This is a genomic window from Zwartia sp., assembly GCF_049655405.1.
Lineage (GTDB): Bacteria > Pseudomonadota > Gammaproteobacteria > Burkholderiales > Burkholderiaceae_B > Zwartia.
Genome location: NZ_JBASJR010000004.1, coordinates 19853 through 40277, shown reverse-complemented (window position 1 = coordinate 40277; position 20425 = coordinate 19853). Strand labels below are relative to the sequence as shown.

The following is a 20425-nucleotide window of genomic DNA, read 5'->3' as shown; positions in this document are numbered from 1 at the left end:
ACACCGATAACTTTTAAGGAGTTTGCCCATGTCGACACACGCACATCAATCAAAAGTCACTTCCATTGCCGCACAGATTGCTCAACTCCCACTTCTGCCCATGCAGAACATTTGGGCACTTTGGGACAAGCACTTTGAATATCGGCCAAGGCATCACCACCGCACGTGGCTCGAGTCTCGTCTTGCCTACAAGATTCAGGAAAAAGCCTTTGGTGGGCTCAAACCCACAACACGGCGCAAACTGGAAAATATCGGAGAGACCGGAATCCTGCCTAAGCGCATCCAGAGCGAAGCCGATCAGTTGCTACCAGGTACGGCGCTCACGCGCTTTTACGATGATGTTGAACACAAGGTCATCGTTCGAGGGGTGCGCAACTTTGAATATCAAGGGCAGCGCTTTAAAAGCTTGTCCGCCATCGCTCGCCGCATCACTGGTTGCGTTTGGTCGGGTCCCGTCTTCTTTGGTCTGAAAGCGACCAAAAGGCAGGCCGTATGAAACAGAATTCTTCAGCAAAAAGTAACGCAGCGACCTTTATCCCTAAAAAGAGATGCGCGATCTACACCCGCAAATCAACCGAGGAGGGTCTGGAGCAGGAGTACAACAGTCTGGAAGCTCAACGCGATGCTGGCCTGTATTACGTGAACAGCCAGCGTCACGAGGGCTGGGTCGCACTTCAAGACTCCTATGACGATGGCGGGTTCTCAGGCGGAAATATTGAACGCCCTGGCTTGAAGCGCTTGATGCAAGACATCGAAGCCAAGCGCATCGATGTCGTTGTGGTCTACAAAATTGACCGCTTAACGCGAAGCTTGCCGGACTTTGCCAAGCTGGTTGAAATATTTGATCGAAACAATGTCTCCTTTGTCTCGGTCACCCAGCAATTCAACACGACCACTTCGATGGGGCGACTCACGCTCAACATCTTGCTCTCATTTGCACAATTTGAGCGAGAGGTAACAGGCGAGCGAATTCGGGACAAAATCGCCGCCAGTAAAGCCAAAGGGATGTGGATGGGTGGCACCCCCCCGCTTGGCTACGATGTCGTTGAACGTAAACTCATCGTCAATGAACAAGAAGCCATTCTTGTTCAGGATATTTTCCGAGGCTATGCCGAGCATGGCTCGGCGGCGCGCCTGGTTCGGGAGCTTGCGATTGAGGGGCGCACCACCAAGGCATGGATCACCCAGGAGGGACAATACCGAGCCGGACGCACCATTGATCAGCAGTTCATCTTTTGTCTGCTGCGCAACCGTTTGTATCTTGGCGAAATCTCCCACAAGGGCGAGTTTTTCGCAGGCCAACACCAGCCCATTGTTTCGCAAGAGGTATGGGACGCTGTCCACACGATTATCGACCGGCGCAAGCAAGGACCCAGAACTCGTAGCACGGAGAACTCTGCCTTACTGAGCGGATTATTGTTTGCTCCTGACGGTCAAAAAATGTTGCCTCATGCGACCAAGAAAAAAAATGGTCGTACCTATCGATATTACGTGCCGTATCTGGATAAGCGACGCGGTGCGGGCAGCACGCTCGAAGAGTCAACTCAAAGGGTGGGGCCCATCCCTGCTGCTGAAATCGAAGCAGCAGTCATCAACGAAATTCAGCTGGCGTTCATTGAGCCGGAACCATTAATCGCAGTCTGGAGATCTTATCTGAGACAAACTGCGTCCTGCGATCTTGATGAGCCAAACTTAGTCATCTCGATGCGACGCATTGGAGAAATCTGGAACCAACTCTTTCCTGCAGAGCAACAGCGCATCGTTCAACTCCTGATCGAGCGCGTAGATATTTGCGAATCAAGCATGAACATCGCTTGGCGAGAAGATGGTTGGATCGGCTTGGATCCGACGATCGTTGCTCACCCTTACGTGGAAGAATCTAAGGGTTTAGTTGAGGAGATAGCCGCATGACTGAAGTAACTTACGAAGGCAACCCAAGGCTGCGCCGTGTGCGAGTGGATATTGATGGCTCGGCTCAGCAGTTTATGACGGGTAGTCAACGCATCACGGTAGTGCCACTGAAGATTCGGCGCAAACATAACAGAAAGCTTCTGACGCCGCCTTCAGGGGCTTCAGCCGACGTTTATGGAGGACTTGATCTGCCAATGATCAGAACGCTGGGCAAAGCCTTCTACTGGCAGCGCCTACTCGATGAGGGGAAATACGCCTCGACCATTGATTTAGCACGAGCACTTAAGCTCGAAGCCGGCTGGGTCGCCGAGGTGATTCGGATGACCAACCTGGCACCCGAAATCATCGAGGCAATTCTGAATGGAAGTCAGCCACGACACTTGAATTTACACACGATTCGGGGGCGCAATGAAGCCCTGCCTCGCGAATGGGAAGAGCAAAAAAGGATGCTGGCTTTGACATGATCAACTGAAACCTGAACAGATGGGCGTTAGTCAATCTTGTGATCCCCAATTCTTTGACTGCAACCGGCCATTAAGAGACATTCATTAGTTTTGGTGCCCCATCTTCCACCAAGTCAATAGTCCTTGGAGTGGCTTGAGCTAACACAATACTTGTTACAAAATCAACTTTGGTTGGATCCGGATTAACTGACTATCCATCCCATGCCTTTAAGTTTTGCGAAGGATTTGTGCGAAGGATCTGAATTAGGACCGTTCAGATACTGTTAATATCTATAATTATAGCTAAGGAGATGGTAATAAAAAAGCTAACACTCGGGTTAATGTTATCAATTTTGCTAATTAGCTTAGCGGAATTGACCCATGCCAACTCATTACAAGACATTCAAGCAACTAAAGTCCTGAAGGTTTGTATTTGGCCTGATTACTACGGTATAAGTTATCGTAATCCTCGCTCAGGGTTACTCCAGGGGGTGGATATTGATTTGTCACGTGATCTTGCTCAAGAAATGGGTGTCAAGATTCAGTATGTGGAGACCAGTTTTGCAAATTTCGTTGCAGATATAGAGGGTCGTAAGTGTCACATCGCCATGATGGGGGTCGGTGTAATTCCATCTCGTGTTGAACGGGTAAATTTTTCGTCCCCGTACTTGCGTAGTGATGTCTATGCAGTAACTTCTAAATCGAATGCGACGATCAAGACCTGGGATGATTTGGATCGACCTGGCCGTGTCATTTCCGTTCTCAAAGGTACTTTCATGGAGCCGCTTATGAAAAAGACTTTGAAGCAGGCTACCGTGCAGGTTGCCGAGCGCCCAGGTGAGCGTGAGCGGGACGTGGAGTCTGGTCGTGCTGACGCATTCATGACTGACTACCCTTACACTCAACGCATGTTGGCTAATACTGACTGGGCCCGGGTCATTTCACCAAGTCGACCAATACAGCCGACCGACTATGCCTATGCGGTTGCAAAGGGAGATCCTGCTTGGCTAGCTCGTGTAAATCAGTTTGTGGCGCAAGTGAAGCAAGACGGTCGCTTGGAAAAATATGCGACTGAATTTAAGCTTCAGCAGATCGTAGTGAAAGACTAAGTCTCGTGGCCGTGCGCACTGACTTTAAAGTTGAGCCGCTTAAGTTCCGGATTATCTTTGCCGTTGTTCTGATATCGGCACTGGCGGTAATCTGGTCTGCATACGTTGTGGGTACAAATTACGTACAAGAATCTGCTATTCGGTCCTTAAAGCAGTTAGTTCAGTCAGAGACTGTAATTCTAGAGGACCATCTTTCCCGCACTCTCGATGTGGTGGCTTCCCGATTAAAATTCGTTGCGGCATTTACGAACGAGCAAACGCTTAAGGACAAACGGCTTCGTGGAGATCAGCTTTATGAGTTGATTCAAGAAGACCGCGTGGTCCGCAGTCTTTCCTTGGCAGATGATCATGGTCGGATTGTGGCTAGCTCTAACCCACGAAACGTAGGTGTATCGATACCCTTGAGTGAGTTACCTGATGCGACTATAAAGGGAGGTAGTTCAGCAGCCGTGAGTTTTGGCAATGTTTTTGAGCATCGTGATATTTTTGAAATTAACTCGGATGCTCCCAACAATAGTGGCTTGAGGTTCTGGTTGGTATCGATGCCTGTCAATGTTGGTGGACGGATTTATCACTGGATTGCGACTGTCAATGTCGGATTATTTGAAAATTTATGGAGGCGCATCAACGATGATCCTGGCACTGAGATTGCGGTTTTTGATTACCAGGGCAAAAGAATTTCGGCGCAACACAGCGAGGTTACCGCACCAACTAGTGGCTTTGGTGAGGAGTTGCTTAAGAATGCGAGTAATGCAGACTTAGGATTTTTTGAGTCAAAGCTTAATCCGAATCTACTGACAGCCTATCGATCAAGTGCTGAACATCCCGCGATACTTGCGGTAGTAGGGGATAAATCACACCTAATCGCAACCTTGAGGGGTGAACGCAATCAGGCTATGTTCTATGCTTTTACAGGCTCCTTGGTTGTTGTAGTGCTTATAGCTGGGCTGTTTCGTTGGTATCTGAGCTATGAAAAATCCTTGACTGAGTTGGCGAACCAAATCACCGCGACAGGGGCTCACTTGATGATTAGCGAATCGAGTCGGGATGGGAAAATTCTATGGGCCAATCCACTTTTTTTACAAACGACAGGCTATGATTTAAGCGAAATCAAGGGGCAAAACCACCGTATCTTTAACTCCGGTCTATATCCCAGTGGTTTTTATGATGATATGTGGTCTCTTATTAATCGCGGCGAAATCTGGAGCGGGGTATTTCGTAACCGCAATAAAGAAGGCGAATTTTTTTGGGTAAAAACGACCGTCATACCGTTTTTAGATCCATGGAAAAAAGTTTCACGTTATGTGGCTCTCTATACCGATATCACCGAGGCGATTCTGACGTCGGAGCGGGTAAATCATGAGCGAAGTCTACGCAAGGAGTTATCCAAGAAAAATCGTGAGCTTGTAGTGGATGCCAATACTGACCCACTCACGGGTCTACCAAATCGTCGTGCCTATGAGGAATTCAGAAAGACGGCAATTAAGCAGGCGCGTACGAACACTCAACCGATTTCTATTTTGATGTTGGACCTAGATAAGTTCAAAGACGTAAACGACACTTATGGACATGCTGTAGGTGATCAGGTGCTTCAGGAAGTAGCTCACCGCTGGTCAAAGAAGATGCGCGCATCTGACATTTTGGCAAGAATTGGTGGGGAGGAGTTTACTGTCTTACTGCCTCAAACAACCTTAGCTCAAGCAGAGTTAGTTGCAGAGAAATTTAGAGATGTGATTTCCCGCACCCCAATTACTCTTGATCTTGGCGATGGAAAACTATTAACAATTGACGCTACAGTTAGTATTGGCCTGGCTAGCACTGACCGGATTATCAATGAAGCGGGCCTTGATATGTTGATGAAGCAAGCCGACGATGCGCTTTATCAGGCTAAACGTAAGGGTAGAAACCGAGTAGTGCCGCATAGCAATTAGAGCTGACTATAAGTGGAGTTTACATTCCACGTCTAGTCATATGGGCGTCAGGCCCGATGAATCAATACTTGAAACGATCTTGAAAGAGATGCTCATAACCTATAAGGCCAACAGTATCTACTATTTGCATTTTGGGTCGATTTCCGACCTTCACTGTTCATCGGATCGGGTATCCGTCGCTCTAGATCCTTATTGGCTGCCTTCGGCCAGTGGGAGACATCGAAAGAGCATCTTATTTTTTTATTTGCCCCTAAAACCGTTTGAATTATTCCTGTGGCTTTTGAACTCTTCTAATAAGAAGTCAACAAAAGCACGAGTTTTCGCAGACAGATTATTTCGCGTTGGGAAGACCGCATAAATATCGGCGCCAGGCAAAGCCCAGTCTGTAAGAATTGGCTTGAGATGCCCAGTCTTAACATATTGCTCTGCGTCCCAAATAGAGCGGACCACAATGCCTCGACCTTCTAATGCCCACCTAATAACAGACTCTCCGTCATTGCTTGTGAGTGGGCCTTGCACCTTTATGGTTTCAGTCTTTTGCCCTTGATGAAAGTGCCAGGTGCCATAGGATTCGTCTGCCTCGCGGATGAATAGGCATTGATGCTTGCTTAATTCCTTAGGGTGCTCAGGCTCACTTATTCTCTTCAAATAAGCCGGAGCGGCACATAGTATTCGGTGATTGTTGGCCAACAGTCTTGCGGTTAAGCGTACGTCTGGTAATTCACCAAAGCGAATTACTACGTCCAATCCCTTCTCAACAATATTGATTGGCCGATCATTCAGCGTGAGTTGAACCTCAACTTCTGGATATAGATCAGAAAATTTAGCAATTGCTGGGGCAATGAAGCGTCTTCCAAAACCTAATGTGGCCCCTATTTTGATGGTGCCTTTTGGCGTATTCCGACTACGTGATACTGAACGCTCTAATTCCTCTAGATTGGCAAGAACGTTTGCCCCCTCAGTAAGGTAGGTTTCACCTTCAGGCGTTAGGCTAATTTGTCTGGTGGTGCGCTGAAGCAGTCTCACTCCAAGTCGCTTTTCAATTTGAGCAAGTCGTTTGCTTACTGCAGGTGGTGTTAACCCAAGTTCCTGAGCCGTTGCTGCCATGCTCCCTTCCTTGACCAGTAGGGCGAAGAAGGCGATATCAGAAAAACTATCCATTTAATGATTATTAACTAAAAAGACCGAAAGATGTTAATTAAATGACATTAAGTTTGTTTAGATTACGGGTAGGATAGCTGTACACATAGACCGGAGGAGACAATAATGAAATGCAAAGCCGCTTTAATTGCCCTGTTGGGTGCCGTAGGATTTACTACTGCTGTAATGGCGCAAACATATCCAGAGCGCCCTGTTAAGTTAATAGTTCCATATGCACCGGGTGGAAGTGCAGATATTACTGCTCGTATGATTTCTGAGGATTGGGGCAAGGCTTTGGGGCAATCCATGATTGTAGAAAACCGTGCTGGTGCTGGTGGCAATGCTGGCGTTGATGCGGTTGCTAAGTCGAAACCTGATGGTTACACGATTGGCATTCACACATTGTCTTTGGCGGTTAATCCAGCTCTTTACCCAAAAATGCCTTTCGATACGCTAAAAGATTTGGCACCGATTGGCATGGTGGCAAGTTCTCAGCATGTATTGGTAGTTAATCCTAAATTGCCAGCGCAAAACCTTAAAGAATTGCTAGCACTCTTGAAGCAAAATCCCGGTAAATTAACTTACGGTTCTGCAGGTAATGGCAGCACGATGCATATTGCCCCTGAGTTATTCAAAGCCACATCTGGTACTTTCATTACTCATATCCCCTATCGTGGTGGTGGCCCAGCTTTAACCGATACCGCAGGTGGCCAAGTAGATATGAGCTTTCCAGTCGCATCTGCTGCTGCTCAATTTGTGCAAAGTGGAATGCTTAAAGGTATTGGTGTGACAGGCACTAAACGATCACCATTGATGCCTAATGTTCCAACATTATCAGAGGCGGGTTTGCCTGCTTATAGTTTTGATACTTGGTTCATCGTATTTGCTCCAGCAGGCACATCGCCAGCAGTAATTGATAGGCTCAACGCCACACTCAATACCGCACTGAGTAACGCCACATTAAAAGCGCGAATGACAAAAGAAGGTTTTGATCCAATTCCATCTACGCCAGCGCAAGCTCGTCAGCGTTTGGAAAAAGAAATTCCATTATGGGCAAAGCTCATGAAAGAGCGTGGCATCACTGCCGACTAATTAATTGTTATCCAAAACCTTAAATGAATAAAACCCTTTATCAAAAACTAGTGGAGTCACATACTGTGGCAACGCTAGATGCGGAGAACGTACTGCTCTTCTGCGACCTACACTTAATGAACGAGTACACCAGCCCACAAGCTTTTACCGGCTTGGATGAGAAAAACCGTGCTGTTCCAGTTCCCGGGCAAAACGTTTCAGTGGTTAGCCACATTATTCCTACTCATAATGAATCACCTAGAAGGATTTCTGATCCAGCTTCTTCGTTACAGGCTTTAAATTTGAAGAAGAACTGTGTCAAGCACAACATCCCGTTGTTTGATACCAACGATGCATTGCAAGGTATTGAGCACGTGGTGTCTCCTGAGCATGGCATGGTACGTCCAGGGATGGTGATCATTTGTGGCGATAGCCATACAACCACGTACGGAGCATTAGGTGCCTTAGGTTTTGGGATTGGCACCTCCGAAGTTGAGCATGTATTGGCGACACAAACATTGGTTTACCGTTTGGCAAAAAACATGCGCATCAAGATCAATGGCAAGCTACCTGTTGGCACAACCTCCAAGGACATGATTCTTAATATCATCAGTCAAATTGGAGCTAAAGGTGCTATTGGTTATGTGGTTGAGTATTGTGGCTCCGCATTAGAAGATTTGAGTACCGAAGCTCGCTTTACTCTTTGCAACATGACAGTAGAAGCAGGTGCTCGTGGTGCTTTGATTGCTCCCGATAAAACGGCGATTGATTACGTGCTGGCAAGATGTCCAGACATAACAGGCGAGATTAAAGATCGCGCATTAGCTCATTGGGCAACTTTGTACTCCGATAAGGATGCTAATTTTGATAAAGAGTATGAATTTGATGCTAATAATATGGCGCCTTTCGTCACCTGGGGTACAAGTCCGGACCAGGCTGTTGCAATTAACGAATCCATCCCAACCAAGAATTCCATTAAGGATCCAGTAGAAAAATTAAGTCTAGAGCAAGCACTTAAATACACCAAACTATCTGATGGCCAGACATTGGAAGGCACGCCAATTAACCACGTGTTTATTGGCTCTTGCACCAACGGCCGTATTGAAGATTTGCGCAATGTTGTTGCCGCTATCGGAAATCGCAAGGTTGCTGCCGGTGTCAGAGCGATGGTTGTGCCCGGATCTGGCGCTGTAAAGGCGCAAGCTGAGAAAGAAGGCATTGCCGATAAGTTAATCGCGGCAGGTTTTGAATGGCGTAAGCCTGGCTGTTCAATGTGCTTAGCCATGAATGATGACATCCTCGTATCTGGCACACGCTGTGCATCAACTACCAACCGTAACTTTGAAGGTCGTCAGGGTAGAGGGGCCATTACTCATTTGATGAGCCCCGCGATGGCCGCAGCAGCAGCTGTTACCGGAATGATTACAGATGTTCGTAAATTACAAGGAGCTGCTAATGCATAAGCAATCGAAGATTAATGGGCACGCAGCAGCCCTGCGTATTGCGAACTTTGATACGGACCAAGTAATGCCAAAGCAGTTTCTACGCGGTATTGATAAGTCTGGTTTAACCGAAGGATTGTTCTATGACTTACGGTTTGATGAGGAAGGCAAGCCAAAGCCAGAATTCTTTCTAAATCAACCGGCTTACGCAACTACAGACGTATTGATTGCGGGCTCAAATTACGGCTGTGGTTCGAGTCGTGAGCATGCTGTTTGGGGTATGCAACAGTTTGGGTTTAAGGCTGTAATAGCCTCTAGCTTTGCAGAGATTTTCTATTCCAATGCTATGGGTAACGGCTTATTGTTGGTTGTTCTACCCGAAGATCAGGTGCAAGCCTTAATGAAAGAGGCGGAAGATAGCGGTGCCCCGATCTGCGTAGATATTGATATTGAAAATCTCACGGTTCGTACGCTTAAGCATGAATTTAAGTTCACCATGTCTGCGAGGCACCACCGCATGTTCTTGGAGGGTTTAGATGTTATTGGCCTGACATTGAAATATAAGCCTCAGATTGATGCTTTTGCTCAAGAGCATTGGAAAGCACAGCCGTGGGTTAAGGACGTAGCAAGAAGAACGATTGATAGATTGGTCATGTCTAGCTAATTGGACGTCTCTTATGGGTCGTATTGAGACGTTCAAAACCAGGACAACTTAAAGTTCATTAAGGTAAGAACAGCCACCATCCTGAAACCCAGGAAAATTAACCAACGGCGAGCCAAGTGCTCGCCGTTTTTCTTTGGTTAATCCATTAGCGAACCAGAAGTTTCCAACTAGTTCGCCAATCAGCCTCTCGTATCCTCGCCACCCGAATTTTCCAATGACACCTGTTCCTCAACAACGTCAAAGGAGTATTTCATGTCAGTTACGGCAACCACACTCACCCGATCGGCCCAAGAGGCAATCAACTCCCTTTCACCCGGAGATCGCCGGGTACTCAATGAAAACGAACTAGCCCAGCGCTGGGGCATCAGCCCCAAGACCCTTCAACGCTGGCGCTGTGAAGGTCGTGGACCTAAGTATCTGAAATTATCTAAACGCGTGAGCTATCCGCTCGAAGGCGTTTTCGATTTCGAATATAACGCTCTGCACGTTTCGACGTCTGAGCGGGTCACGGCGTGAAGGGAGCAGAGATGAACGACTTGTCCATTTTCCCCGCGGACATCGCCGAGATGTCTGTCTCTCAACTCGCTAACTTGCCAGCGCAGCAACTGGTGGAAGTCGATACCAATTTAGATCAGGCAATTGCCTGGCTCAAGGCGGCCCGAACAAAACTGGATGGTGCTCTCGACCAACGCTTCGGTGCACAAGGTCGCGAAAGCCTGCGTGCTGACGGCCGTGACTTCGGGACCTCTCACATCAAGGCCGATGGTCTGCACGTGAAGTTCGATCTGCCCAAGAAGGTTTCATGGGATCAAAAGAAGCTCAAGATCCTCGCCGAACGAATCGTCGCATCGGGCGAGGCCATTGAAAGTTACCTCGACATCAAGTTGTCCATTTCCGAAGCACGGTACACGAAGTGGCCACCAGCATTGCAGCAGCAGTTTTCCGACGCTCGCACTGTCGAGGCAGGTAAACCCTCGTTCGTCATTTCCAACAACTCGGAGGTCTGATCATGAATCAGCAACTCGTCCCATTTGATTTTGAAGGTCAACAAGTTCGGATCGTGACTGATGCGCAAGGTGAGCCATGGTTTGTAGCAGCAGATGTATTGGCCACTCTTAGTCTTGACCGCAAGGCACTCGAGCGGCTAGATGACGATGAAAAGGGTGTGAATTCAATTCACACCCCTGGAGGAATCCAAGAGATGACCACAGTCAATGAGTCTGGTCTTTACTCTGTGGTACTCGGTAGCCGAAAATCTGAAGCGAAACGCTTTAAGCGTTGGGTGACCCACGAGGTTCTACCTGCCATCCGCAAGACCGGTACTTATGTCGCGCCCTCAATAGGTGCATTGCCCGCCCCAACTCAAGACCGAGTCACTTCGCTGCTCTTAATTGGCGAAGCTATAGCCAGGGTTCCAGGTGTGAAAGCAGGGATCGCCATGGCTGCGACTCTCACATGTATCCAAGAAAATACGGGCCTTGTAATTGAGACATTGCGACGTGCGCTGCCTGCAGCCAACGAGCCAATATGCTCCCTGAATGCAACGCAACTGGGCAAGCTGGTTGGCCTGTCTGCAAAAACAACCAATCTGCGCTTAGCCACTTTAGGGCTCCAATTACGAAATGAGCGCGACGAGTGGGAGTTAACTAATGCAGGTGAAGCATGGGCAGAAGCCATGCCGTATTCGCGTAATGGACATAGCGGATACCAAATTCTCTGGAATCCGGGCGTTGCTCAAGAAATGCGTGAGGTGGCGTAATGGGACTTCCCATCATTACCGCTGACCAGCGCCTGCGCGAGAAAAAAGGCGTCAAGCTCGTTCTGCTTGGCAAGAGTGGCATTGGTAAGACAACGCAGCTCAAAACCTTGCCTGAAAAAAAGACACTCTTTGTCGATCTTGAAGCCGGGGATCTCGCTGTAAAAGACTGGCGTGGTGACTGCGTGCGCCCATCAACCTGGCCCGAGTTCCGTGATTTGGTTGTCTTTCTGGCAGGTCCTAATCCTGCCCTGCCCACAGAGGCGCCCTACTCACAGGCGCATTACCAGCACGTGTGCGAACAATATGGCGACCCAGCTCAACTGACGAAGTACGAGTACTACTTCGTTGACAGCATCACCGTGCTGGCGCGTCTGGCCCTGATATGGGCAAAAAGCCAACCACAGGCACTTTCAGAGCGCACAGGCAAACCGGATGTACGCGGGGCTTACGGGTTACTGGGAACAGAAATGCTCTCAGCACTCATGCACTTGCAGCACGCCCGTGGCAAGCACGTTGTGTTTGTAGCCATCCTCGATGAACGATTGGATGACTTTAATCGCAAGGTTTTCACCCCTCAGATTGAAGGCGCCAAGACGGCTGCGGAACTGCCTGGGATCGTCGACGAAGTCGTAACACTCGCCGAAATCAAAACGGACGATGGCGAGCCTTACCGCGCCTTTGTCACCCACACGCTCAACCCATATGGCTTTCCGGCCAAAGATCGCTCGGGGCAACTCGAAATGCTTGAAGCCCCCAATTTGCTCGCACTCATCGACAAGTGCGCTGCTGCAACTCAACCTAAAAATAAGGAATAAATCATGTCTGCATGGAACGATTTTAACGACGCCGAACAACAACAATCATTTGATTTGATTCCAAAAGGCACTGCTGCACGCGTGCGCATGACAATCAAGCCCGGAGGTCACGATGATGCCGAGCAAGGCTGGACCGGTGGATATGCCACGCAAACATTTGACACCGGCAGCATTTTTCTCGCATGCGAATTCATTGTCTTGGAAGGCAATTACGCCCGTCGCAAGATGTGGTCCAACATCGGGCTGCATAGTTCTAAAGGACCTGCATGGGCAAATATGGGGCGCACGTTCATTCGTGCCGCATTGAACTCTTCGCGCAATGTCCACCCTCAGGACAACTCTGCTCAGGCTACTGCGGCTCGTCGCATTCAAGGGTTTCATGAAATCGATGGCCTTGAGTTTGTAGCTCGGATTGATATTGAAAAAGATGGTCGTGGTGAGTTACGTAATGTTGTGAAGATCGCTGTGGAACCGGATCAGCCTGACTACTTGCGCCCAGGTGCACCAAGCACGCAATCAGCACCTAACTATCAAACGCCATCGCCTGCAAATAATGCAGCTCCTTCATCCGCGCAACCCGCACGCCCTGCTGTATCAGGCAAACCGAGCTGGGCTCAATAAGGGAGGAGTAATGAAATGCTGGGTTTGCAAAAGACAAGCCCGGGGTTTACGCCACGCCGACACTCGTCACGGCGTGGGCAACCCCCGGAGCTATCCAATCGACTGGGTTTTCTGCTCGCAACGCTGTCAGGACATCTTTCACACGATGTACGGCAACTGGCAGCGAGTGCTCGATGGGCGAATGAGTCTCAAGGAGGTTGCCATGATTGATCCAACTGATATTGAGTTGGCCTCAATGAGGAAATGTTTAAAGGCTTTTGGCGAAGCGGCCAGTGAAATTGGTTTTAACAAACCACTCGGTGATTATTCCGAAACAGAAGCCTTGCAAGTCATCGATGCAATCGTGACCTGCTGGACCGATGCCATGCAGGAGCATCACGAAAAAACGAAATATCCACCCGTGCGCGGTATGCCGCCTGCCCCCGACCCAATGGCGCACTCATTGGCGAACATAAAAGATGACCTGCCCTGGGACACTCAAGGAGGGAAAAAATGATGGACTTTAACTCTTCTTCAAGCATCTCGGAGCAAGTCAGCGCACTCGTCGATGCTGGACTTCAGCATCAACAAGCGCAACAACGTCCAAGAACATACCTGGGAGCATCGCGCTTAGGTGTTTCGTGCGAGCGTGCCCTGCAGTACGAGTTTATCCAAGCACCTGTCGATTCAGGTCGGAATCACTCTGGACGGTTGTTACGTATTTTTGAACGTGGTCACCTGAACGAAGACAGCATGATTCAGTGGTTGGGTCATGCGGGATTTGATCTTAGAACGACCAAACCAAATGGCGAACAATTTGGCTTTTCTGCTCTCAATGGTCGACTGCAAGGACATATTGACGGCGTCATTGTTGCCGGACCCGAAGGCTTTAAGTATCCAGCGCTCTGGGAGAACAAATGTTTGGGATCCAAATCCTGGCGCGATTTGGAGAAGAACAAGCTAGCTATATCAAAGCCAATCTATCACGCTCAAGTGGTGCTGTACCAAGCCTATCTTGAACTGCACGAAAATCCTGCCATTTTTACAGCTATCAACGCTGACACGATGGAAATTTACTCAGAACTCGTGCCGTTTGATGCGGTTCTTGCACAACGTATGTCAGATCGGGCTATCAAGGTGATCACTGCCACTGAGGCAGGTGAGCAACTCAATCGCGCCTATCAAGATCCCACTCATTTTGAATGCCGGATGTGCGCATGGCAGGACCGGTGCTGGAGACAAAATAATGAACGACGTTAATCAAATTCTCAACGAACGGTTGGTGGATGCTCGCAAGGCAGCACACTGCATAAATCTCCCCTTGTACTTACTCTCACACCCGAAAGAGCGCCAGCGCATTGGGGTGCCGCACTATCGGGTCGGCAAAATGATCCGCTTCAAGGTCAGTGAACTGATGGCCTGGATGCAAGCGCAGGGAGAGAAGTCGGATGCTTGATTTTAATGATAACGACTCATCCGCTTGCGCAGATGCAGACCTCATCAGAGAACAGTTGCGTGCATCACTAATCGATCGCATCGAGTCGGTGTTGAACGTTCTATTTCCTGCTGGCAAAAGGCGGCGAGGGAAGTTTCTGATTGGTGACGTGCTAGGAAGTCCGGGCGACAGTCTTGAGGTAGTCATTGACGGCGAGAAGGCTGGACTCTGGACGGATCGCGCAACAGGCGATGGGGGCGATATCTTTAGCCTAATTGCAGCCTATCTTGGCGCGGATGTGCAGAATGATTTTCCGCGCGTTCTGGACTACGCGGCCGATTTGCTTGGGCAGGCGCCACCCACACAAAAGCGCAAGCCTAAGAAAGTGGCACCAGTCGATGAGCTTGGGCCCGCGACCGCAAAGTGGGATTACTTGGATGCGCAGGGAAATCTGATTGCCGTGGTCTATCGATATGACCCACCGGATGGCAAGAAAGAGTTTCGACCATGGGACGCTAGGCGACGAAAGATGGCCCCGCCCGATCCTCGTCCACTTTATAACCAACCTGGACTGGTTAATGCCGCACGCGTCATCCTCGTTGAGGGTGAAAAGTGTGCACAAGCCTTAATTAACGCAGGGCTCACGGCAACAACGGCGATGCATGGCGCAAACGCCCCCGTGGATAAAACAGACTGGTCACCCTTATCTGGCAAAGCTGTGCTGATCTGGCCGGATCGAGATAAGCCGGGCTGGGAGTACGCAATGGCAGCAGCGCTTGCAGCACTTGCGGCGGAGGCCCTTACGTGCGACGTCCTCCTGCCACCCGATGACAAGGCAGATGGCTGGGATGCAGCCGATGCGCTCGCTGAAGGTTTTGAGCTCGAGGCGTTCATTAACAGCGGCCCACGCATGTGCATCAAAAATCCGCACGCGATGACTTCTCAGGATGCGACGGTATGGGCCACCGACGATGCGCTCGCCTTGGCATTTACGTCGCGCTATGGGGAGGATTGGCGTTATTGCGCCTCATGGGGAAAGTGGCTTGTCTGGACCGGTTGTCGCTGGCAACCGGATGAAACGTTGATGTCACATCACCTGATTCGCTCGATCTGTCGGGAGGTAGCACTAAAAGTCGATGCGCACCGACTCGCCGCTAAGCTTCTGGCAAGCGGCACGGTCGGAGGCGTTGAGCGCCTGGCCAGAACTGATCGCAGGCATGCATCGACGAGCGATGAGTGGGACGCGGACATTTTTCTACTCAATACACGAGGCGGTGTTGTGAACCTGCACGAGGGTGTAACGCGCGCTCATAATCGGGGTGATCGCATGACAAAGATCGCTTGCGCCACCCCTAAAGGCAATTGTCCGCAATGGAAGGCCTTTCTGAACGATGTCACCGAAGGTGATGTGTTGTTGCAAGAGTACTTGCAACGCATGGCAGGCTATTGCCTGACAGGGGCCACGAGCGCCCACGCGCTCTTCTTTCTTTACGGGACCGGTGCAAACGGCAAGTCCGTCTTTGTCAACACTCTGGCAAGCATCCTGGGCGACTATGCGACAAGCGCACCCATGGACACGTTCATGGATGCACGTGGAGATCGACACCCAACGGATCTGGCAGGTCTACGTGGCGCGCGCTTTGTTGCGTCTGTGGAAACCGAACAGGGCAGACGCTGGAACGAGTCCAAGGTGAAAGCCATAACGGGGGGCGACAAGGTATCGGCGCGCTTCATGCGACAGGACTTCTTTGAGTACATCCCACAGTTCAAGCTACTCATTGCAGGCAACCACAAGCCCTCGATTCGCAACGTGGATGAGGCCATGAAGCGTCGTCTGCACTTGATCCCCTTTACGGTCACGATCCCGCCAGAAAGACGGGACGGGAAGCTCACGGAAAAGCTCTTTGCCGAGCGTGATGGCATTTTGGCCTGGGCAGTCGAGGGCTGCCTTGCCTGGCAACGCGAGGGATTATTGCCCCCTATTTCTGTGCTTTCAGCCACCGAAGAGTATTTCGAAGCAGAGGATGCGCTCGGTCAATGGATGGATGAAAGCTGTGATTTAACACCCGAAGCAAAAGTTGCGTCCTCTGATTTGTACGCAAATTGGCGTGAATGGGCCGAACGCGCAGGCGAGTACGTGGGCTCCATTAAGCGGTTTTCCGAGTTACTGATTACGCGCAATTTCGAGCCCACGCGGCTTCACGGAGGCAAGCGGGGGTTCAAGGGTCTCCTTGTCCGGCCCAAACCCTACAGCCGCAACTATTACGAGTCAAACGAATAAACATGGTGACGGATGGTGACAGACTTACTGATTAACCCCTACGCGTGCGCGTACGCACACATATATGAGAGTTAACCGTCAAGTGCGTCACCATCCGTCACCACACCGAAAACGGAGTGGAAATGAACACAACAATTCTCGCCCTGGATCTGGGTACAACAACAGGCTGGGCAATCGCACAAGCGGATACAAAGATTTCAAGCGGCAGTCAATCCTTCAAACCTCAGCGCTTTGAAGGTGGTGGTATGCGCTTCTTAAGATTCAAGCGCTGGCTCACAGACATCAAGCAATGCGCACCCGATATAAATCTGGTTGTTTTTGAAGAGGTACGCAGACATGCAGGGGTAGATGCCGCGCACGCATACGGAGGTTTTATGGGCCAGCTGACAGCTTGGTGTGAGCACCATCAGATTGCGTATGAAGGTGTTCCTGTCGGAACGATTAAAAAGCATGCTACCGGTAAAGGCAATGCGAGCAAAGAGCAAATGATTCAAGCCGCACAGGCACGCAACCATTGCGTGACGGATGATAACCAGGCTGATGCACTCGCCCTTTTGTACTGGGCTCTTGAATTCAGGGGAGAGCAGCCATGAGAACAACAAAACAACCTTATCGCTCACCGCTTGCTCGTCTGCAACCACTCTCAAGCGATATTGAAGTGATCAAGCGCGATGGCTGGCAAGACGAGCACATTCTTGTAGTGTGCGAAACAGATCAACGGCTTAGTGAGTTCGAGCGAGAATGCATTCGACGCATAGGCAATCGACTCTACGGCTTGAAGCCTGAGGTTTGTGATGAGTGAATGGACAAGTGAAGAAGTGGCTACCCAGATCGTTCGCGCCAGTCGCACAGCACATCGGCTGCCTGCCGTTCGGTTACAGACCCACTTCAATCTGTGGCCCATCATTGTCCGAACGGAGTTTGAGCGCATGGCAGGAGACGACATACCCCTGTACCGTGCACCTCCAAGTCCAGCAGAGATCGATCAAATGCTCGAGGTCATGCGATGGATGAAGTACTTGACGATAGAAGAACGGCTACTACTTTGGATGCGAGCAGAGCGTTATGCATGGGATGAAATCGGCAGGCGCTTTGGTCTGTGTCGCACCACAGCCTGGCGACACTGGAAGTCCACGATTCTCAAACTCGTGCAAGCGCTGGATGATCAATCACGAAACGATCAAGCCCTACGCATTCAAAAACATCACTAATCAAGCATTTTCGGTGAGGAAATTAGCGTGTTTTAGCGGAAATGAGCGTGCATCATCGGTCATGCGGGTAATAGAGCGAAAAATGAGCGTGCAACACTTTGGGGTGTTTTAGGATAAGATTTCTGCTATCTTCTGGACAGAGGTGTGAGTAGCAAAGAGCAGCTCTTTTTGAACCTTATTTGACCCTCGTTCAACACCCCAAATTCAACCCGCCTGATCACATCCGGCGGGTTTTCTTTTTTCAAATCCAATGAACCCATTGACCATTGAGTATCGTCCGATCGAATCTGCACACGGCTACATGGCAGGGAGTGACGGAAGCATACGATCCACATCACGCTCGATCATCAGATCCAATGGGCGCGGTGGAAGTTCAACATGCAGAATCACAGGGCGCATATTAAAGCCCTGGCTAGCAGGGCCTGGCTATCAATATGTTCAGCTTGGGCAAGAGGGTCCAAAGTGCGCAGTGCATAGACTCGTCTGTATTGCTTTTCATGGCCAACCCCCAAAAGATCATGAGGTCGGACATCTGGATGGCAATCCGATGAATAACACACCAAGTAATCTTGCCTGGGTTACACGTTCAGAGAACGCGAAGCATAAACAAATTCACGGTACCGCACCAGACTATGGGACCCTGCGATGGGGAACACGAAAAGTTTTCAAAGACGACTATGTGGCCATCTATGTTCTACATAAATTTTTCAAAAACTCTCGCATTGAACTTGCAAAATTCTACAAAGTTAGTCGCAGCTCGATAGATAAAGCAATCAACACTGTGTGCAGTGTTTTGGCAAAAATGAACGTCAAAATCTTAGCGATTAATTAGGAATCAAAACAGATGAGTCAAACGCAATTGGCAGATCAGATCAAACTGTGGCCGACAGACAAGTTATTGCCATATGTTAGAAATCCAAGAAAAAACGATCACGCAATTGAGCAAATGGCGGGAGTGATTCGCGAGTTTGGTTTTCGTATTCCAATCGTCGCCAAGAGCACAGGTGAAGTCATTGATGGACACCTGCGCCTGAAAGCAGCCTTAAAAATGGGACTTCAAAGCGTTCCTGTAGTTCTGGCAGACGAGCTTACCGAGTCACAAATCAAGGCATTTCGCATCCTTGCCAATCGATCTGCCACTTGGGCCGAATGGGACGATGAGTTACTAGGCATAGAATTAACCGAACTCAAGGACGCAGGGTTTGATCTTGCGTTGACTGGTTTTTCGCCTGAAGAGTGGGATGCCTTGATTGCAGGCGGAGAGACTTCTGAGGATGGATTAACTGACGATGATGCGGTCCCGGAAGTCACTGAAAATCCGATCTCACGCACAGGTGATATCTGGTTGCTTGGCGAGCACAAGTTGATTTGTGGCGATGCCACCAAGCCTGAGGACTATCAGGCACTCTTAGGCGACGAGCTCGTAGACATGACATTCACCGATCCACCCTACAACGTCAACTACGCCAATACTGCCAAGGACAAGATGCGCGGTAAAAACCGTCCGATCCTCAATGACAACCTTGGAATCGAGTTTGGAACCTTCCTGGTTGCTGCCTGCAAGAACGTACTGAACGTGACCAAAGGCGCGGTATACATTGCCATGAGCTCAAGTGAGCTCGACACACTTCAGGCAGCCTTCCGTGAGGCAGGCGGCCGCTGGTCTACCTTCATCATCTGGGCTAAGAACACATTCACCCTAGGTCGTGCCGACTATCAAAGGCAATACGAACCAATCCTCTACGGCTGGCGTGAAGGTGCTGATCACTTCTGGTGCGGAGCAAGGGACCAGGGTGACGTCTGGAACATCAAGAAGCCCCACAAGAACGATCTGCACCCTACGATGAAACCAGTCGAATTAGTCGAGCGTGCTGTACGCAATAGCAGCAAGACGCAAGACCTCGTGCTCGATCCTTTTGGTGGTTCAGGCACCACCCTTATCGCTTGCGAGAAGACAGGCAGACGCGCTCGACTGATTGAACTTGACCCAAAGTATGTGGATGTCATCGTCAAGCGCTGGCAAGACTTCACGGGTAAAGAAGCAAAACGCGCCACGGATGGCGCGAAGTTTATAGATGTAACCAATTCAGCTCAGGTCGTAACTTTATAGACGCGCTCGGCTCCAGGTTCTTTTGTGGATGTAATGTTCAGACCAAGCTTCTTTTTGAACGCACCAGCAAAGGCACCACGAACCGTGTGTTGTTGCCAGCCGGTCTCTTCGCAGATTTTCTTTAGCGTTGCTCCCTCTGGACTCTTGAGCATTGCAATGACTTGAGCTTGCTTGCTGTTTGCTCGAGAACCTAAAGCGGTTGCTTCTTTAACAACCGTCTCAATCGCTTGTTTGGTGACAGGGCTTTTACGAGGTAACCCAAGCGCATCGTAGCCTTGAGCCGTAATAAACCATACCTTTCGCTTGCAGACAATCAACTCGCGATTGGCCAGACTTTCCGTGATCTTCTGACGTGCACCGCCCTTAATGTTGTCTGGGTACCAGGTGATCTTGCCTTCTGTGTGCTCGTGAGCATAGTTAAGAATTTGTTGTTGCGTAGCGGTCAGGCTTGTAGACATGTTGATCTCCTTGAGGATCAGTTGATGGTGTCTGTATGAACGCTT

Annotated in this window: 24 protein-coding genes; 22 read left to right on the top strand and 2 right to left on the bottom strand. The window is 49.6% G+C overall.

Annotation, left to right across the window (positions count from 1 at the left end):
• Positions 1-28 precede the first annotated feature (28 nt).
• The 5 genes from WBJ47_RS02815 (at position 29) to WBJ47_RS02795 (ending at position 5394) form a co-directional block, all read left to right on the top strand.
• Positions 29-496 carry a DUF2924 domain-containing protein gene (locus WBJ47_RS02815; RefSeq protein ID WP_424585308.1) on the top strand — a complete coding sequence of 156 codons (468 nt, stop codon included), beginning with the start codon at positions 29-31 and terminating at the stop codon, positions 494-496.
• Positions 493-1911 (top strand): recombinase family protein, encoded by a 1419-nt coding sequence (locus WBJ47_RS02810; RefSeq protein WP_422246083.1) that lies wholly within the window; start codon positions 493-495, stop codon positions 1909-1911. The genes WBJ47_RS02815 and WBJ47_RS02810 overlap by 4 nt, the downstream gene beginning before the upstream one ends.
• The gene (locus WBJ47_RS02805) at positions 1908-2375 is read left to right on the top strand and encodes a hypothetical protein (protein WP_422246084.1); all 468 of its coding nucleotides are present in this window, start codon (positions 1908-1910) and stop codon (positions 2373-2375) included. The genes WBJ47_RS02810 and WBJ47_RS02805 overlap by 4 nt, the downstream gene beginning before the upstream one ends.
• A 290-nt stretch (positions 2376-2665) precedes the next feature.
• The gene (locus WBJ47_RS02800) at positions 2666-3463 is read left to right on the top strand and encodes a substrate-binding periplasmic protein (protein WP_422246085.1); all 798 of its coding nucleotides are present in this window, start codon (positions 2666-2668) and stop codon (positions 3461-3463) included.
• An 11-nt stretch (positions 3464-3474) separates the two neighbouring features.
• Positions 3475-5394 (top strand): diguanylate cyclase, encoded by a 1920-nt coding sequence (locus WBJ47_RS02795; protein ID WP_422246086.1) that lies wholly within the window; start codon positions 3475-3477, stop codon positions 5392-5394.
• Positions 5395-5634: 240 nt separating this feature from the next.
• On the opposite strand, the gene WBJ47_RS02790 is transcribed toward WBJ47_RS02795, so the two are convergent.
• Positions 5635-6555, bottom strand: a complete 921-nt coding sequence (locus WBJ47_RS02790; RefSeq protein WP_422246088.1) for a LysR substrate-binding domain-containing protein — start codon at positions 6553-6555, stop codon at positions 5635-5637.
• Between the two features lie 105 nt (positions 6556-6660).
• On the opposite strand from WBJ47_RS02790, the gene WBJ47_RS02785 reads away from it, so the two are divergent.
• From WBJ47_RS02785 to WBJ47_RS02705, 17 genes are all read left to right on the top strand, one after another.
• On the top strand, positions 6661-7626 hold the full coding sequence (locus WBJ47_RS02785) for a tripartite tricarboxylate transporter substrate binding protein (protein WP_422246089.1): 966 nt from the start codon (positions 6661-6663) through the stop codon (positions 7624-7626).
• A gap of 23 nt (positions 7627-7649) precedes the next feature.
• Positions 7650-9068 carry a 3-isopropylmalate dehydratase large subunit gene (gene leuC / locus WBJ47_RS02780; protein ID WP_422246091.1) on the top strand — a complete coding sequence of 473 codons (1419 nt, stop codon included), beginning with the start codon at positions 7650-7652 and terminating at the stop codon, positions 9066-9068.
• On the top strand, positions 9061-9711 hold the full coding sequence (leuD, locus tag WBJ47_RS02775) for a 3-isopropylmalate dehydratase small subunit (RefSeq protein ID WP_422246093.1): 651 nt from the start codon (positions 9061-9063) through the stop codon (positions 9709-9711). The genes leuC and leuD overlap by 8 nt, the downstream gene beginning before the upstream one ends.
• Before the next feature lie 252 nt (positions 9712-9963).
• Positions 9964-10227, top strand: a complete 264-nt coding sequence (locus tag WBJ47_RS02770; RefSeq protein WP_422246095.1) for a helix-turn-helix transcriptional regulator — start codon at positions 9964-9966, stop codon at positions 10225-10227.
• Positions 10228-10238: 11 nt separating this feature from the next.
• The gene (locus WBJ47_RS02765; protein ID WP_422246096.1) at positions 10239-10718 is read left to right on the top strand and encodes a hypothetical protein; all 480 of its coding nucleotides are present in this window, start codon (positions 10239-10241) and stop codon (positions 10716-10718) included.
• A 2-nt stretch (positions 10719-10720) separates the two neighbouring features.
• Positions 10721-11470 (top strand): Bro-N domain-containing protein, encoded by a 750-nt coding sequence (locus WBJ47_RS02760; protein WP_422246098.1) that lies wholly within the window; start codon positions 10721-10723, stop codon positions 11468-11470.
• Entirely contained in the window at positions 11470-12285 is an 816-nt protein-coding gene (locus WBJ47_RS02755) for an ATP-binding protein (RefSeq protein ID WP_422246099.1), read from the top strand. The genes WBJ47_RS02760 and WBJ47_RS02755 overlap by 1 nt, the downstream gene beginning before the upstream one ends.
• A 3-nt stretch (positions 12286-12288) precedes the next feature.
• Positions 12289-12906 (top strand): hypothetical protein, encoded by a 618-nt coding sequence (locus WBJ47_RS02750; protein WP_422246101.1) that lies wholly within the window; start codon positions 12289-12291, stop codon positions 12904-12906.
• A gap of 10 nt (positions 12907-12916) precedes the next feature.
• Positions 12917-13402: a DUF6511 domain-containing protein gene (locus WBJ47_RS02745; protein ID WP_422246102.1), complete on the top strand. Its 486-nt coding sequence runs from the start codon at positions 12917-12919 to the stop codon at positions 13400-13402.
• Positions 13399-14145: a hypothetical protein gene (locus WBJ47_RS02740; RefSeq protein WP_422246104.1), complete on the top strand. Its 747-nt coding sequence runs from the start codon at positions 13399-13401 to the stop codon at positions 14143-14145. Before WBJ47_RS02745 ends, WBJ47_RS02740 begins: the two co-directional genes overlap by 4 nt.
• The gene (locus tag WBJ47_RS02735; protein ID WP_422246106.1) at positions 14132-14341 is read left to right on the top strand and encodes a DNA-binding protein; all 210 of its coding nucleotides are present in this window, start codon (positions 14132-14134) and stop codon (positions 14339-14341) included. Before WBJ47_RS02740 ends, WBJ47_RS02735 begins: the two co-directional genes overlap by 14 nt.
• Positions 14334-16601 (top strand): phage/plasmid primase, P4 family, encoded by a 2268-nt coding sequence (locus WBJ47_RS02730; protein ID WP_422246108.1) that lies wholly within the window; start codon positions 14334-14336, stop codon positions 16599-16601. The genes WBJ47_RS02735 and WBJ47_RS02730 overlap by 8 nt, the downstream gene beginning before the upstream one ends.
• A gap of 122 nt (positions 16602-16723) precedes the next feature.
• Entirely contained in the window at positions 16724-17194 is a 471-nt protein-coding gene (locus WBJ47_RS02725) for a crossover junction endodeoxyribonuclease RuvC (protein ID WP_422246109.1), read from the top strand.
• A complete protein-coding gene (locus WBJ47_RS02720) occupies positions 17191-17403 on the top strand; it encodes a hypothetical protein (RefSeq protein WP_422246111.1) in 213 nt (70 codons plus the stop codon). The genes WBJ47_RS02725 and WBJ47_RS02720 overlap by 4 nt, the downstream gene beginning before the upstream one ends.
• Positions 17396-17812 (top strand): DUF6362 family protein, encoded by a 417-nt coding sequence (locus WBJ47_RS02715; protein WP_422246113.1) that lies wholly within the window; start codon positions 17396-17398, stop codon positions 17810-17812. The genes WBJ47_RS02720 and WBJ47_RS02715 overlap by 8 nt, the downstream gene beginning before the upstream one ends.
• Before the next feature lie 469 nt (positions 17813-18281).
• On the top strand, positions 18282-18644 hold the full coding sequence (locus WBJ47_RS02710) for an HNH endonuclease signature motif containing protein (RefSeq protein WP_422246150.1): 363 nt from the start codon (positions 18282-18284) through the stop codon (positions 18642-18644).
• Between the two features lie 12 nt (positions 18645-18656).
• Entirely contained in the window at positions 18657-19922 is a 1266-nt protein-coding gene (locus tag WBJ47_RS02705) for a DNA modification methylase (RefSeq protein WP_422246114.1), read from the top strand.
• Here WBJ47_RS02705 and WBJ47_RS02700 read toward each other — a convergent pair.
• Positions 19904-20380, bottom strand: a complete 477-nt coding sequence (locus tag WBJ47_RS02700; RefSeq protein WP_422246116.1) for a DUF3489 domain-containing protein — start codon at positions 20378-20380, stop codon at positions 19904-19906. The two genes, WBJ47_RS02705 and WBJ47_RS02700, sit on opposite strands and share 19 nt — an antisense overlap.
• Positions 20381-20425 lie beyond the last annotated feature (45 nt).